The organism is Sphingomonas sp. C3-2, assembly GCF_033025475.1.
Classification (GTDB): domain Bacteria; phylum Pseudomonadota; class Alphaproteobacteria; order Sphingomonadales; family Sphingomonadaceae; genus Sphingobium_A.
Map to the genome: position 1 here is coordinate 52,165 of NZ_CP130322.1, position 12,903 is coordinate 65,067.

Consider the following 12,903-nt stretch of genomic DNA (forward strand, 5'->3'; position numbering starts at 1 on the left):
AAATGTCATCACTCCACGCGCATCGCGTCTCCGGGGATGATCTCGACGATCGTATCGCCGGCCTGCAGCGCGCGGGCCTCTGGCTCCCAAAAGCCGATCGGCGTCTCGCCGCGATAGATGCGCACTACAACGCCCGTCTCGATGGCGGACATCGGCTTGCCGATCTCGTGCGGCTCCACGGTGCGCTCGGCCAGCTTCACGCGGCCACCTGTCGCCGCCAGATCGACCATGTAATCAGTGATGTGCGGGCCATGGGCTGATCCGGCCAGCAACAGCCCGGCAAAGCTTACCGGGTTGATCACCGTCGTCGCGCCGGCCTGCTTGGCGAGCACCTCATTATCCTCGGCGCGCACGATCACGCTGATCGGTACCTCGGCTGCCAGATGCCGGACGGTGAGCACGATCAGGATCGAGGTATCGTCCCGCCCGGCCGAAACAATCACCGCGCGGGCGCGCGTGATCTCGACATCCATCAGTGTCGCGTCGCGCGAAGCATCGGCTTCAAGCACCAGGCATCCCAGCGCTTCGGCCGCCTCCAACGCGGCCGGTGATCGGTCGATGACGACAATGTCCCCCGGTTTGGTGCCGCGCGCGATGAGTTCGTGGACGGCCTCGGAGCCGCTGGTACCAAAGCCGCAGACGACGACATGGTTGTGCAGATTGCGCTGGAGAAGCTTCATGCGCCACTTGTCCCAGGTTCGCTTGATGACGAAGTTGTAGGTTGTGCCGAGAAAGATCAGCACGACGAAAACACGGATAGGGGTCACGATCAGCGCGTCGAAAAGTCGCGCGCGCTCGGAAACCGGGGCAATATCGCCATAGCCGGTGGTCGTGATCGAGATCATCGTGAAATAAATGACATCGATCAGGCTGATTTCGCCGTCATAGCTGTCGCGCAGCCCTTCGCGGTCGATCCAGTGCACGCCCACGGCGATGGATACGAGCAGGAGCACGAACAAGACGCGCCAGCCGATCGAAACCCACACCGGTGTGTCGGCACGGCGCTGCAAGGTTGCATACTGCATGTCGCGTATGGATTTACGCCATCGCATCAGGGATTTGCCTCCGCCGCATTGGCCCGAACTTAACGCAATCGGGCGAATGCACCAGCCTCAACGATAGGCCGTGGCCAGGCTTTCGAGCGAGGCCTCATGCGTCAGGTCGAGATGCAGTGGCGTCACCGTCACATATTCCTCGGCAATCGCCTCCAGGTCGGTGCTACGTTCCGGGGTGCGCAGGCTGCTGCCCAGCGCGAACCAGTAATAGTCGTAACCGCGCGGATCGGTGCCGGTCACAATGCGGTTGCGGCCATAATCATGGAACCCCTGCCGCACCACCTTCACGCCCTTCACCTTGTCCGGTGCGGTCGCGGGGAAGTTGACGTTCACCAGCGTGCGGTACGGCATGTCCATGTCGAGCAGGGGCTTGAGCACTTTCGCGCCCCAGGCTTCCGCCACGGCAAAGGGGACATGGTCGCCCATGCCCTCACGGGCATAGACCTGGCTCAGCGCAATCGAACGAACGCCGGCAAGTGCGCCTTCCATCGCGGCCGAAACCGTGCCCGAATAGGTCACGTCCTCGGCCAGATTGGCACCGCGGTTGACGCCCGACAGAATGAGGTCCGGTTTCGCCCCTTCGATGACCTGGCCCAGCGCCATCAGCACCGAATCCGTGGGCGTCCCGCTCACCGAAAAACGGCGCGGATCATGGCGACGAATGCGCAAGGGACGGGTCAGCGTCAGCGAATGGCCGGCGCCCGACTGCTCCTCCATCGGCGCCACGATCCAGATATCGTCCGAAAGCGTCCGGGCGATCGTCTCCAGCACCTTGAGGCCGGTTGCATGAATACCGTCGTCATTGGTGAGGAGAATGCGCATCAGATCGGCTCCAGCGTGTCGATACCGCCCATATAGGGGATAAGCGCGGCCGGCAGCTTGACCGAGCCATCAGCCTGTTGCCCGTTTTCAAGCACCGCGACGAGCGTACGGCCGACGGCAAGGCCCGAACCGTTGAGCGTATGGACGAAGCGCGTTCCCTTGGTTTCGCCAGCCGGACGGAAACGCGCGCTCATGCGGCGCGCCTGGAAATCGCCGCAGTTCGAAATGCTGCTGATCTCGCGGTAGCAGCTTTGCCCAGGCAGCCAGACTTCGAGGTCGAATGTCTTGGTCGCCGAAAAGCCCATGTCGCCCGTGCAGAGCAGCATCTTGCGATAGGGGAGTTCCAGCGCCTGAAGCACCGACTCCGCTGCCGCGCACATCCGCTCATGCTCCGCTTCCGATTCCTCGGGCGAAGCGATCGTGACCAGTTCCACCTTGTCGAACTGGTGTTGGCGGATCATCCCGCGCGTATCGCGTCCAGCAGCGCCGGCTTCCGAACGGAAACAGGGGGTGAGGGCCGTCATCCGAATGGGCAGCGCTGCTTCATCCTGGATCGACTCGCGAACAAGGTTGGTCAGGCTCACCTCCGCGGTCGGTATAAGCCAGCGGCCATCGGTCGTCTGAAACAAATCCTCGCGGAATTTCGGAAGCTGTCCGGTGCCGAACGCCGCGTCGTCGCGGACGAGCAGGGGAGGAACCACTTCGGCATAGCCCCGGGCGCCCTGATGATCGAGCATGAACTGGCCAAGCGCGCGGTTCAGTCGTGCCATCCCGCCCCGCAGCACGGCGAAGCGCGCACCCGAAATGCGGGCAGCGGCTTCGAAGTCGAGGCCAAGCGCTGGCGCGAAGTCGGCATGTTCCTTCGGCTCGAAATCAAAGTTGCGCGGCGTCCCCCAGCGCATCACTTCGGTATTTGCCGTCTCATCTTCGCCTTCGGGCACATCCGCAGCGGGCAGGTTGGGGATCGCGGCCAGGATGGCGTCCAGTTGCTCGCCAAGTGCCTTTTCCTCGACTTCCAGCGCGGGCAGGCGCTCCTTCAATATGGCCACCTCGGCCATCAATGCCTGCGCTTCGTCATCGCGCTTCTGGGCCTTGGCTGCTCCGATCGCCTTGGATGCCTCGTTCCGGCGCGCTTGCGCAGCCTGCGCCTCGGTCAGCACTGCACGGCGCTTTTCATCGAGCGAAACCAGCTCACCAGCCACGGGGGCGGCGCCCCGGCGGGCAAGGGCGGCGTCGAATGCGGCGGGGTTTTCCCGGATCATACGGATATCATGCATGGCGCTGGCTATGGCTTTCCGGCGCCGCCCACGCAAGCGGGAAACCAGTGAGACAAGGTGCTGTCAGCCTGAGCCTCGCCCATATTGGCGCGGTGCAATCAAAATGTGATCATAAGGTGGTTGGCGTGCCGCTGCACTGTCGCTCTCCGCCGCAAAAGCCGGGTCTCCAAATATAATCGAAAATGGCGGCCAGATGTTTTATGAAACTTATTTTGCGTAATATGCTTATGAAATTGTTACGCATAAGTCCAATGTTGCACATCGCAACGATTTCGCCGTGAAAAAGCAAATTAGCATCAATTGATTCGAAAGCTTGTAAATTGGCACGGCTCTTGATTATAGCCGCCGCCGGGGAGATGCGCCTGCGCAGGTAAAAGCCTGGCGGCCGGTAACACGTAACGGAGATGGGCATGGCGACTGCGTTCACGGGCACTGGGGCAAATGGGGATACGGTCCTTAACGTACCCTCGCTCGATACAGATTATCGCCCTTCGTCAGACGAACCTTTCATGAATGATCGGCAGCTGAATTATTTTCGTGAAAAGCTGCACGCGTGGAAAGAAAGCATCCTTCGCGAATCCCGCGACACGCTGAACCAACTGCAGGTCGACTCGCTGCGCGAACCCGATGTCACCGATCGCGCTTCCAGCGAAACCGATTGGTCGATCGAATTGCGCACCCGTGATCGCCAGCGCAAGCTGATTTCCAAGATCGACGCAGCGCTGCGCCGGATCGATGAAGGTGAATATGGCTATTGCGAAGTTACTGGCGAGCCGATCTCGCTTGCGCGCTTGGAAGCACGGCCGATTGCAACCATGACTGTCGAGGCGCAGGAACGTCACGAACGTCAGGAAAAAATTTCGCGCGACGAATAGGGCCTTTATCGGCCGGGATTATCTCGGCCGATTGCCGAAAATTGGCGCGGCGCATCAATGCTGGTGAGTGTTTCAGTTCGCGTTTCGGTGGATGCGCTGCGGATGGTCATCCGCAGCGCGATTCACGGCCTTAGCTACTGGCCATCTCTTCCTTGATCTTGAGTTTTTGCTTTTTCAGTTGGGAGAGCAGCCCGAGATCTGGAGACGGTCGACGACTTTCCTCGGCTATGCGACTCTCGAGCCCGGTATGCTTTGCTTCGAGTGCCGAGAAATGTGCCTGTTCCATCCTTCTGTCTCCTTCTGGCTGGATGTTGGTCACAGCATTGAAGCATGGCTTTGGCATGGTGTCTCCCCCCCAAATGAGCAGTTCGGTAAAAGGCTCCACAGGTGCGACGTGCCGTTGACGAATGCAGAATGACGCGCGACTGTAGGGCGCTTTCCAATTATCCGAAGGGCCGGTGGAAGACATGGAAGAGGTGCGCGAACGCCTTGAAATTCTGAGGGCGCAGCATCGTGAACTTGACGAACGCATCGCCGACCGCGCGCAAGGCGCGATCATTGATCAACTGGAACTCGCCCGGCTCAAACGTCAAAAACTGCGCCTGCGCGATGAAATCGCTTTGTGCGAGGATGCGTTGATCCCGGACATCATCGCCTGAACGCTGACGCAGCCCCTTTGCTAGTGCCCCTACAACCAAAATATGCGATGCTTCCTGAATGGATCATATGGACACGGCATCGCCGCTGAAACGGCGCCTCGTTGAGGCTCTTTACGAAGAGGCGATGTTTTTGGCAGACGAGGCGCGAGCCTATTTCGATGAACATGGCCAGGACGATCGTAACAAGATGGAGCCGCTTTTGCGTGTCGGCTTCTCATGCGAGTCGCTGAAGGTAACCGCACGATTGATGCACGTGATCGCATGGCTTTTGGTGCAGCGGGCTGTCGATGCAGGAGAGATCAGTACGTCCGACGCACGCCAGCCCGCCCGCCGGCTCGGTCATGCGTCTGCCAGCGAACCCGATATTGTCGGCCAACTTCCCGAAGACGCTCAAAACCTTATCGCACAAAGCAATCAACTCTACGAGCGCGTTCGCCGGCTTGATGCCGGAATGAGCCTGAGCGAAAGCCCGGCGCAATCGTTGATGCGGCGCTTGGAGACCTCGCTTTAACGCATCGGCTCAGCGCATTTTGGCAGCGAGAGCCGCTTTGGCGTCGGCATATTGCTCGCCTAGGCGCGCGATCAGGTTCGCCGCCGGTTCGACTGCACGGATCGCGCCGATGCCCTGACCGGATCCCCAGATATCGCGCCAGGCCTTCCTGGCTTGATTGCTCCCCGAACCGAAGTTCATCGTCGTCACGTCACCCTTGGGCAGATTGTCGGGATCGAGGCCGGCGGCCTCTATCGACTGCCGCAGATAATTGCCGTGTACACCGGTAAACAGGTCGGAATAGATGATGTCGGATGCCCGTCCGGCCACGATGCCTTCCTTGTACTGGCTTTCCGCATTGGCCTCCGCCGTCGCAATGAACGGGGAGCCGATATAGGCGAGATCGGCCCCCATCGCCTGCGCGGCGAGGATCGACCGGCCATGCGCGATCGCCCCGGACAGGGCGAGCGGACCATCGAACCATTCCCGGATTTCCTGAACAAGCGCGAACGGCGACAAGCGTCCGGCATGTCCGCCGGCCCCAGCCGCAACCGCGATCAGGCCGTCGGCGCCTTTTTCAACCGCCTTGCGCGCAAAGCGGTCGTCGATCACGTCATGGAGCGTGATCCCACCCCATTGATGAACCGCGTTGTTGAGATCCTCACGGGCGCCAAGCGATGTGATGATGATCGGGACCTGCCATTTCGCACAGGTTTCGAGATGGGTTTCCAGACGATCATTGGATCGGTGGACGATTTGGTTGACCGCAAAAGGAGCGGCCGGACGCTCGGGATTGTCGCGGTTCCACGACGTCAGTTCCTCAGTGATCTGGTGCAGCCATTCGTCAAGCACCGAATGCGGCCGCGCATTGAGCGCGGGAAAGGATCCTACGATCCCTGCCTTGCATTGCGCGATCACCAGATCGGGGCAGGAAACAATGAAAAGCGGCGAGCCGATAACGGGCAGCCGCAGGCGATCGAAAAGTGGTGAGGCCAGGGTCATGGGCGCCATTCTTGCCCGGTGTTAACCGCCTGTCCAGCAGGATGAATTTGACGCTACGGCATCGTCTGACGCCATGCAGGGTGCTTGAGGTGAGTCGTGCGATAGGTCACTTGCCCGCGTCTTGGGTTGGCGGCGCCGATGCCCCATTACATCGGCGCTACACCAGATCACAATTTCGAAAAATCGAGATTTTGAGGCGCCTGTCGCCCAGTGATCGCCTGCACTCTGCGGTCGAACAGCGGGTCCAGCGCTTCAGGTTGCGGGATGATCCAGTATTCGCCATCGGCCATGGCCGCGAATACGCGCTCGGCAAAGTCGTCGGGCGACAAGCCGTTGGCGGTGAGCATTGTCCGCATCGTGTCGACAAACGCGGCAGTCTCAGGCGTCACCTTGTCGCCAAACGGATCGTTGAAGATGCTGCTCTGCACCGGGCCAGGCGCAAGCAGTGAAACGCGAACGGGCGCCCCAATCATCTGCATTTCAAGGTGCAGAGACTCCGTGAGCGCTACGACTGCGGCCTTGGTGGTCGAATAGGGGGCCATTAGCGGGCTCGGGAGAAAACCACCCACCGATGCTGTGTTCACGATATGCGCAGGCCGCTGCGCCGCCAGCAGGCGGGGAACGAAGGCGCGAATGCCATGAAACACGCCATCGACGTTGACAGCCATCGACTGACGCCAACGCCGGGGTTCGATTTCCCATGTAAATCCGGTCGCCATCACGCCCGCATTATTGAACAACGCATCGACCTGGCCGAAGCGCTGCCAGGCCTGTTCGGCAAGTTTGTCCACCGCATCCATATCCGTCACGTCGGTGGGTATCGCGAGTACTTCTGCGTCGATGGTCTCGGCAAAGCTGTTCAGCAAATCGGCGTTTACATCGGCGAGTACGAGTCTCATGCCTTTTTCTGCGGCTTTGCGGGCCAAGCCTGTACCGATGCCGCTGGCCGCTCCCGTGATTACGGCCACTCCGCCTTCGATCATCACTTCATCAACCATGGAATCCTCTACGCTTTGAATTGTTGAACTGTACGAAACTATATCGTACAGAATGTGGGAAATAACAAATGGGAGGATGATGATGCCCTTTTCAAAAGGAAAGCGGCGTGCGCACAAAATGCTATATTCGTGCGGACTTCTGGCATTTTCTGTGTTTTCTCAGGCTTCGGTGAGCGCGCAGGGCACTCTCCCGCTGCCGCCATCCCCCTTTGCCGGCAAGATTGGCAACACGTATTCCGATTCGACGCCATCCTTCCCGAAACCGATCACCGCACCCGATGGTGCGCCCAATATCTTCCTGATCCTGACCGATGACGTCGGGTTCGGTGCTGCTTCCACCTTTGGCGGTCCTATTGCGACGCCCAATCTCGACAGGCTTGCCAAGCGCGGGCTGGTCTATAATCGCTTCCACACAACGGCCATGTGCTCGCCGACGCGCGCCGCGCTTCTGACCGGGCGTAACCATCACGCGGTTGGTAATGCGGTCGTCAGCGATATCGCTACGGGTTATCCGGGCTATTGGTCTGTGATCCCGCGAAGCGCGGCGACTGTCGCCGAGGTTCTGCGCCAGAGCGGCTACAATACCGCCATGCTCGGCAAGCATCACAATATCCCGATGCAGCAAACGTCGCAGGCGGGGCCATTCGATCAGTGGCCAACCGGCCTCGGCTTCGAGCAATTCTACGGTTTTCTTGGCGGTGATACCGAGCAATGGACGCCCAAGCTCTATCGCGGCAACGCGCCTGCCGAACAGAAATATGACAAGGATCCGAGTTATATTCTCGACCGGGATTTGGCGGATGAAGCGATCAGCTACATCCATGGTCAAAAAGCGGCCGCACCGAACAAGCCATTTTTCCTCTACTATGCGCCAGGAACGGCGCATGCGCCGCATCAGGCGCCTGAAGAATGGATCGCGAAGTTCAAGGGCCAGTTCGACAAGGGCTGGGATGTCATTCGTTCCGAAACGCTGAAACGTCAGATCGCGATGAAGATCGCGCCTGCGGGGACCAAGGACACGCCTCGTCTGAAGGATATCCCTGCTTGGAGCAGTCTCAACCCGGATCAAAAGCGGCTCTATTCCCGGATGATGGAAGTCTATGCCGGAATGCTCGCTTATCAGGATGCGCAATTTGGCCGGGTGCTCGATGAACTCGACCGGATGGGGGAAAGTGGCAACACGCTCGTCATGTTCATCGAAGGGGATAATGGCGCGTCTACCGAAGGCTCGATGCAGGGCAGCACCAACGAACTGGGCACCTTCGCCAACGGTGCCACCGAAGACATGGCGTATCTGAACAGCATGCTCGACAAGCTGGGCGGCAAGGACAGCTATGGTCACTTTCCCGTAGGCTGGGCATGGGCGATCAATGGCCCATTCCCCTGGGCCAAGCAGATCGCATCGCATCTGGGCGGCACGCGTAATGGTCTCGTGGTTTCCTGGCCGGATCGCATCAAGACGCGCGGGGTCCGTTCGCAATTCACCCATGTGGTCGATGTTATGCCGACGATCCTTGAGGCGGTCGGGATCAACGCACCCGATAGTGTCAACGGCGAAAAGCAACAAAGGGTGGATGGCATCAGTTTCGCCTACAGCTTCGACGCGCCGAGCGCTCCGGAGCAGCACGAAACCCAGTATTTCGAGATGATCGGCACGCGCGCGATCTATCACAAGGGCTGGTTCGCCAGCACTACGCCGGCGCGGGTCCCCTGGGTCATGGGCGCGTCCGATCGCGATGCGATGCACTATGACTGGGAATTGTACGATCTCAGCAAGGATTTCTCGCAGGCCAATAACATTGCAGCGAAGCATCCTGAAAAACTGTCTGAGCTAAAGGCGCTGTGGACCTCAGAGGCGCAGCGAAATCAGGTTTTTCCGATCGATGATCGGCAGACCCATGATCGCTCGGCATCGGCCAAGATTGCATTCGCCCCGCGCCGCAAGAATTTCGTCTATTGGGGGAAGGGGATCAGCGTCGCTGACACCGTGGCCCCGCCGATCCGTGGCCGATCTTTCCGCATCGTGGCGAATGTCGACATTCCGCAGGGCGGCGGCAACGGCGCCATCGTGGCGAGCGGCAGCAAGTTTGGCGGGTGGAGCTTCTATCTCGATAACGGCCGCCCCGCAGTACATATGGCCTTCACCCAACAGCCGGCTCACCAGTCGAGCGTGATCGCAAAGGAAGTCCTTCCTGCAGGGCCGGCACAGGTCGTCTATGATTTCGATTATGACGGCGGCGGCTATGGGCGCGGAGGCCTGATGCGTATCAGCATAGGCGACCGCGAAGTCGCGCGCGGCAGGATCGATCGTACCGTCCTCGTTACCGCCGGGCTCGGCGAAACATTCGACATCGGCGACGATACCGGCGCCACCGTGATCGATTATCCCGGCGACAAGCGCTTCAATGGCGGCATCTCGAAGGTAGAGGTTTTCCCGAAATGATACGTTCGCTCGCAGCCATTTTACTCGCTGGTTCGGCAACTTCGGCGCTCGCTGGTGGCTCTGTCCTCCCGGCGCCCGAGCAGCCGTTTGCCGGCAAGATCGGTAACACCTATGCAGATTCGACAGCGGCGTTTCCAAAGCCGGTGTCGGCGCCTGCCAATGCGCCGAACATATTCCTCATCATCACCGATGACGTGGGGTTTGGCGCAGCTTCCACCTTTGGCGGACCGATCCCGACCCCCAATCTCGATCGGCTTGCGGAACGCGGGCTCGTCTATAATCGCTTCCATACAACCGCCATGTGCTCGCCGACGCGTGCGGCACTGTTGACCGGGCGTAACCATCACGCCGTTGGAAATGGCATCGTTGCCAATTTATCGACCGGATTTCCTGGTTATAACAACCTGATGCCTGACAGTGCTGCCACGGTTGCAGAGGTTCTGCGTCAGAACGGTTATAATACGGCGATGTTTGGCAAGCATCACAATGCACCGGAGGCACATGTATCGCCTGAGGGGCCATTCGATCTCTGGCCGACCGGGCTCGGTTTTGAGCAGTTTTATGGGTTCATGGCTGCTGAGACGAACCAGTTCACGCCAGCCCTCTATCGCGACACCACTGCCATCCCGACATTGACGGAAGGTGTGCTCGACAAAGCCTTGGCGGACGAGGCGATCCACTGGATCCATAGCCAGAAAGCCGCAGCTCCGGAAAAGCCCTTCTTCATGTATTACGCAACGGGCTCGGCGCATGCCCCCGTCCAGGCGCCGGCCGAGTGGATCGCGAAGTTCAAGGGCCAGTTCGACAAGGGCTGGGACGTCGTTCGCAGCGAAACTGCCGCCCGCCAGAAAAAACTCGGTGTGGTACCGGCCAATGCCAAGAATACTCCACGTCCCGATGGGATCCGCGCATGGGCCGATATCAGCCCTGATGAACGCCGGATCAACGCGCGCATGATGGAGGCCTATGCCGCCATGCTCGCTTATCAGGATGATCAGATCGGCCGTATTCTCAGCGAACTGGATCGGATGGGTGAGGGGGGCAATACCCTCGTCATGTTCATCGAAGGGGATAATGGCGCGGCTGCCGAGGCAGGGCCCAATGGCAGCACGAACCCTATGTCCAACTTTGCCAACGGGATGAAGGAGACCGTTCAGGATCTTGTCGACAATATCGACAAGATCGGCGGGCCTGAAACCGTCTCCAACTACGGCGATGGCTGGGCTTGGGCTACCAACGCACCGTTCCGTATGTTCAAGCAATATGCCTCGCATCTCGGCGGCACGCGCAATGGTTTCGTGGTTTCATGGCCGGATCGTATCAAGGCGCGCGGCGTCCGTGGCCAGTTCACCCATGTGGTGGACGTCATGCCGACGATCCTTGAAGTAACCGGCATCGCTGCGCCTGAACGAGTCAATGGTGTCGATCAGCAGCCGATCGATGGGGTCAGCTTCGCTTACAGTTTCGACAATGCATCTGCACCGGAGCGTCATACGACGCAATATTTCGAGATGATGGGCAATCGCGCCATCTATCACAATGGCTGGCTCGCCAGCACGACACCGGAAGATGCGCCGTGGAAGGATGTTCGTGGCGGTGTCTTGCCCAGCGAATATAAGTGGGAACTCTACGATCTTCGGAATGACTTTTCTCAAGCCAATGATCTGGCGGCAAAGCAACCCCAGCGACTTGCCGAGATGAAGGCCGTGTTCGAAGCCGAGGCAAGGCGCAACAATGTGCTCCCGCTCGACAATCGGCTTAATCTGGAACGCTTTTCGGCGGCCCAAAGCCAAAACCCGAAGCGCGATCGCTATGTCTATTGGGGCGGCAATCTCAGCATTCCGGCGCTGCGCGCGGCGCCGCTGCTTGCCCGTGGATTCCGGATCTCGGCCGATATCGACCTGTCTTCGGCACCCACCAATGGGCCGCTCGTGTCGCTTGGCAGCAAGTTTGGCGGTTGGGCCTTTTACGTCAAGGATGGTCGACCGATCGCGCTCATGGCTGCGACCCAGCAGAAGGGCGATCAATCGCGCGTTGCAGCACAGGCTCAATTGCCTGCCGGGAAATCCAATCTGGTATTCGAGTTCACCTACGATGGCGGCGTGAACGGCGGTGGGGAAATGGCGATCCTGTCCAATGGCAAGGAAATCGGTCGGGGCCGCATTGCCCGGACGATCTCGAAGCTGCCGGAAATGACCGATACGCTGGACATCGGCATCGATGCGGATACGCCGGTCACCGACGATTATGCGCTTGGCGAAGGATTTTCCGGCCATATCGAAAAGGTCGAAATATCTGTCGCCGCACCGGGGCGTCCCGGCCGCCCGAACTGAGACCAAGAGTAGGAACGGGTTTTGAACGACGGTATGATCGCGCTGGCAGGCGGCACATTTCGCATGGGGTCGGATGACCACTATCCGGAAGAAGGTCCCGCACATCAGGTCGTGGTCGATCCGTTCCTTCTTGATGCAACCCCGGTCACCAACGCCCAGTATTCTGAATTCGTTCGGGCTACCGGGCATGTTACCCTTGCTGAAACCGCTCCCGATCCGGCGGATTATCCCGGTATGCCACCCGAAATGGCGCAGCCGGGGTCGCTCGTGTTCGAACCCGTCCCCGGCCCGGTCGATCTGAACAATCCGCACAGTTGGTGGCGCTTTGCCTTCGGTGCCGATTGGCGCCACCCGCGCGGGCCGGGGTCGTCAATCGAAGGGATGGATGCGCATCCCGTCGTGCATATCGCCTATGGTGACGCAGAGGCCTATGCGGCGTGGGCCGGCAAGCGATTGCCAACCGAGGCAGAATGGGAATTCGCCGCACGCGGTGGCCTGGATGGAGCCGCCTTCGCCTGGGGTGATGAACTGGACCTAGCAGGCGTCCCTCAGGCCAATTATTGGCAAGGGCAGTTTCCCGGTCATAACGAACTCCGGGACGGCCATATGTTTACTTCCCCGGTGCATGCCTTTCCAGCCAATGGTTATGGCCTGGCCGATATGATCGGTAATGTCTGGGAATGGACCTCGGACTGGTTTTCTTCGAGGCATGATGTACCGCAAAAATCATGCTGCATTCCCCGCAATCCCCGCGGCGCAACCGAAGCGGAGAGCCGTGATCCCTGCATGCCTGATATCGCTATCGGCAGACGGGTGCTGAAAGGGGGCTCTCACCTTTGTGCTCCCAATTATTGCCAGCGTTATCGGCCCGCTGCGCGTTATGCGCAGCCGATCGATACCTCCACTTCACACGTAGGGTTTCGCTGCGCCCGCTAGGCGACACACGCCT

General features: G+C 59.8%; 12 protein-coding genes. 6 read left to right on the plus strand and 6 right to left on the minus strand.

Annotated features, from left to right (window positions below; all coding sequences use genetic code 11):
- Positions 1–8: 8 nt before the first annotated feature.
- The 3 genes from QYC26_RS00265 to serS all read right to left on the minus strand — a co-directional run bounded on the left by QYC26_RS00265 (position 9) and on the right by serS (position 3,154).
- The gene (locus tag QYC26_RS00265; RefSeq protein ID WP_317513414.1) at positions 9–1,025 is read right to left on the minus strand and encodes a potassium channel family protein; all 1,017 of its coding nucleotides are present in this window, start codon (positions 1,023–1,025) and stop codon (positions 9–11) included.
- Between the two features lie 87 nt (positions 1,026–1,112).
- Positions 1,113–1,877: a 5'/3'-nucleotidase SurE gene (surE, locus tag QYC26_RS00270; protein WP_317513415.1), complete on the minus strand. Its 765-nt coding sequence runs from the start codon at positions 1,875–1,877 to the stop codon at positions 1,113–1,115.
- Entirely contained in the window at positions 1,877–3,154 is a 1,278-nt protein-coding gene (gene serS, locus QYC26_RS00275) for a serine--tRNA ligase (RefSeq protein ID WP_317513416.1), read from the minus strand. Before serS ends, surE begins: the two co-directional genes overlap by 1 nt.
- Before the next feature lie 410 nt (positions 3,155–3,564).
- Between serS and dksA the strand changes: the two genes are divergently transcribed.
- Positions 3,565–4,029, plus strand: coding sequence for an RNA polymerase-binding protein DksA (dksA, locus tag QYC26_RS00280; RefSeq protein WP_317513417.1), 465 nt, complete (start codon positions 3,565–3,567; stop codon positions 4,027–4,029).
- A gap of 130 nt (positions 4,030–4,159) precedes the next feature.
- Here dksA and QYC26_RS00285 read toward each other — a convergent pair whose 3' ends face one another.
- A complete protein-coding gene (locus QYC26_RS00285) occupies positions 4,160–4,315 on the minus strand; it encodes a DUF465 domain-containing protein (protein WP_317513418.1) in 156 nt (51 codons plus the stop codon).
- A 181-nt stretch (positions 4,316–4,496) separates the two neighbouring features.
- Between QYC26_RS00285 and QYC26_RS00290 the strand changes: the two genes are divergently transcribed.
- Both QYC26_RS00290 and QYC26_RS00295 read left to right on the plus strand, forming a co-directional pair.
- Positions 4,497–4,688, plus strand: a complete 192-nt coding sequence (locus tag QYC26_RS00290; RefSeq protein ID WP_317514960.1) for a YdcH family protein — start codon at positions 4,497–4,499, stop codon at positions 4,686–4,688.
- 67 nt (positions 4,689–4,755) lie between these two features.
- Entirely contained in the window at positions 4,756–5,199 is a 444-nt protein-coding gene (locus QYC26_RS00295) for a DUF1465 family protein (RefSeq protein WP_317513419.1), read from the plus strand.
- 9 nt (positions 5,200–5,208) lie between these two features.
- On the opposite strand, the gene QYC26_RS00300 is transcribed toward QYC26_RS00295, so the two are convergent.
- Entirely contained in the window at positions 5,209–6,180 is a 972-nt protein-coding gene (locus tag QYC26_RS00300) for a nitronate monooxygenase family protein (protein ID WP_317513420.1), read from the minus strand.
- Positions 6,181–6,347: 167 nt separating this feature from the next.
- The gene (locus QYC26_RS00305; RefSeq protein ID WP_317513421.1) at positions 6,348–7,178 is read right to left on the minus strand and encodes an SDR family NAD(P)-dependent oxidoreductase; all 831 of its coding nucleotides are present in this window, start codon (positions 7,176–7,178) and stop codon (positions 6,348–6,350) included.
- A 151-nt stretch (positions 7,179–7,329) separates the two neighbouring features.
- On the opposite strand from QYC26_RS00305, the gene QYC26_RS00310 reads away from it, so the two are divergent.
- The 3 genes from QYC26_RS00310 to QYC26_RS00320 are packed head-to-tail and all read left to right on the plus strand — an operon-like array spanning position 7,330 to position 12,890.
- Positions 7,330–9,621 (plus strand): arylsulfatase, encoded by a 2,292-nt coding sequence (locus QYC26_RS00310; RefSeq protein ID WP_317513422.1) that lies wholly within the window; start codon positions 7,330–7,332, stop codon positions 9,619–9,621.
- Complete coding sequence (locus tag QYC26_RS00315; RefSeq protein WP_317513423.1) at positions 9,618–11,954, plus strand: arylsulfatase; 2,337 nt, start codon at positions 9,618–9,620, stop codon at positions 11,952–11,954. Before QYC26_RS00310 ends, QYC26_RS00315 begins: the two co-directional genes overlap by 4 nt.
- Before the next feature lie 33 nt (positions 11,955–11,987).
- Positions 11,988–12,890 (plus strand): formylglycine-generating enzyme family protein, encoded by a 903-nt coding sequence (locus QYC26_RS00320; RefSeq protein WP_317514961.1) that lies wholly within the window; start codon positions 11,988–11,990, stop codon positions 12,888–12,890.
- Positions 12,891–12,903 lie beyond the last annotated feature (13 nt).

Bases quoted from the DNA above. Each gene is read 5' to 3' on its own strand.
- QYC26_RS00265 (WP_317513414.1), bottom strand. From the start codon at position 1,025: ATGCAGTATGCAACCTTGCAGCGCCGTGCCGACACACCGGTGTGGGTT.
- surE (WP_317513415.1), bottom strand. From the start codon at position 1,877: ATGCGCATTCTCCTCACCAATGACGACGGTATTCATGCAACCGGCCTC.
- serS (WP_317513416.1), bottom strand. From the start codon at position 3,154: ATGCATGATATCCGTATGATCCGGGAAAACCCCGCCGCATTCGACGCC.
- dksA (WP_317513417.1), top strand. From the start codon at position 3,565: ATGGCGACTGCGTTCACGGGCACTGGGGCAAATGGGGATACGGTCCTT.
- QYC26_RS00285 (WP_317513418.1), bottom strand. From the start codon at position 4,315: ATGGAACAGGCACATTTCTCGGCACTCGAAGCAAAGCATACCGGGCTC.
- QYC26_RS00290 (WP_317514960.1), top strand. From the start codon at position 4,497: ATGGAAGAGGTGCGCGAACGCCTTGAAATTCTGAGGGCGCAGCATCGT.
- QYC26_RS00295 (WP_317513419.1), top strand. From the start codon at position 4,756: ATGGACACGGCATCGCCGCTGAAACGGCGCCTCGTTGAGGCTCTTTAC.
- QYC26_RS00300 (WP_317513420.1), bottom strand. From the start codon at position 6,180: ATGACCCTGGCCTCACCACTTTTCGATCGCCTGCGGCTGCCCGTTATC.
- QYC26_RS00305 (WP_317513421.1), bottom strand. From the start codon at position 7,178: ATGGTTGATGAAGTGATGATCGAAGGCGGAGTGGCCGTAATCACGGGA.
- QYC26_RS00315 (WP_317513423.1), top strand. From the start codon at position 9,618: ATGATACGTTCGCTCGCAGCCATTTTACTCGCTGGTTCGGCAACTTCG.
- QYC26_RS00320 (WP_317514961.1), top strand. From the start codon at position 11,988: ATGATCGCGCTGGCAGGCGGCACATTTCGCATGGGGTCGGATGACCAC.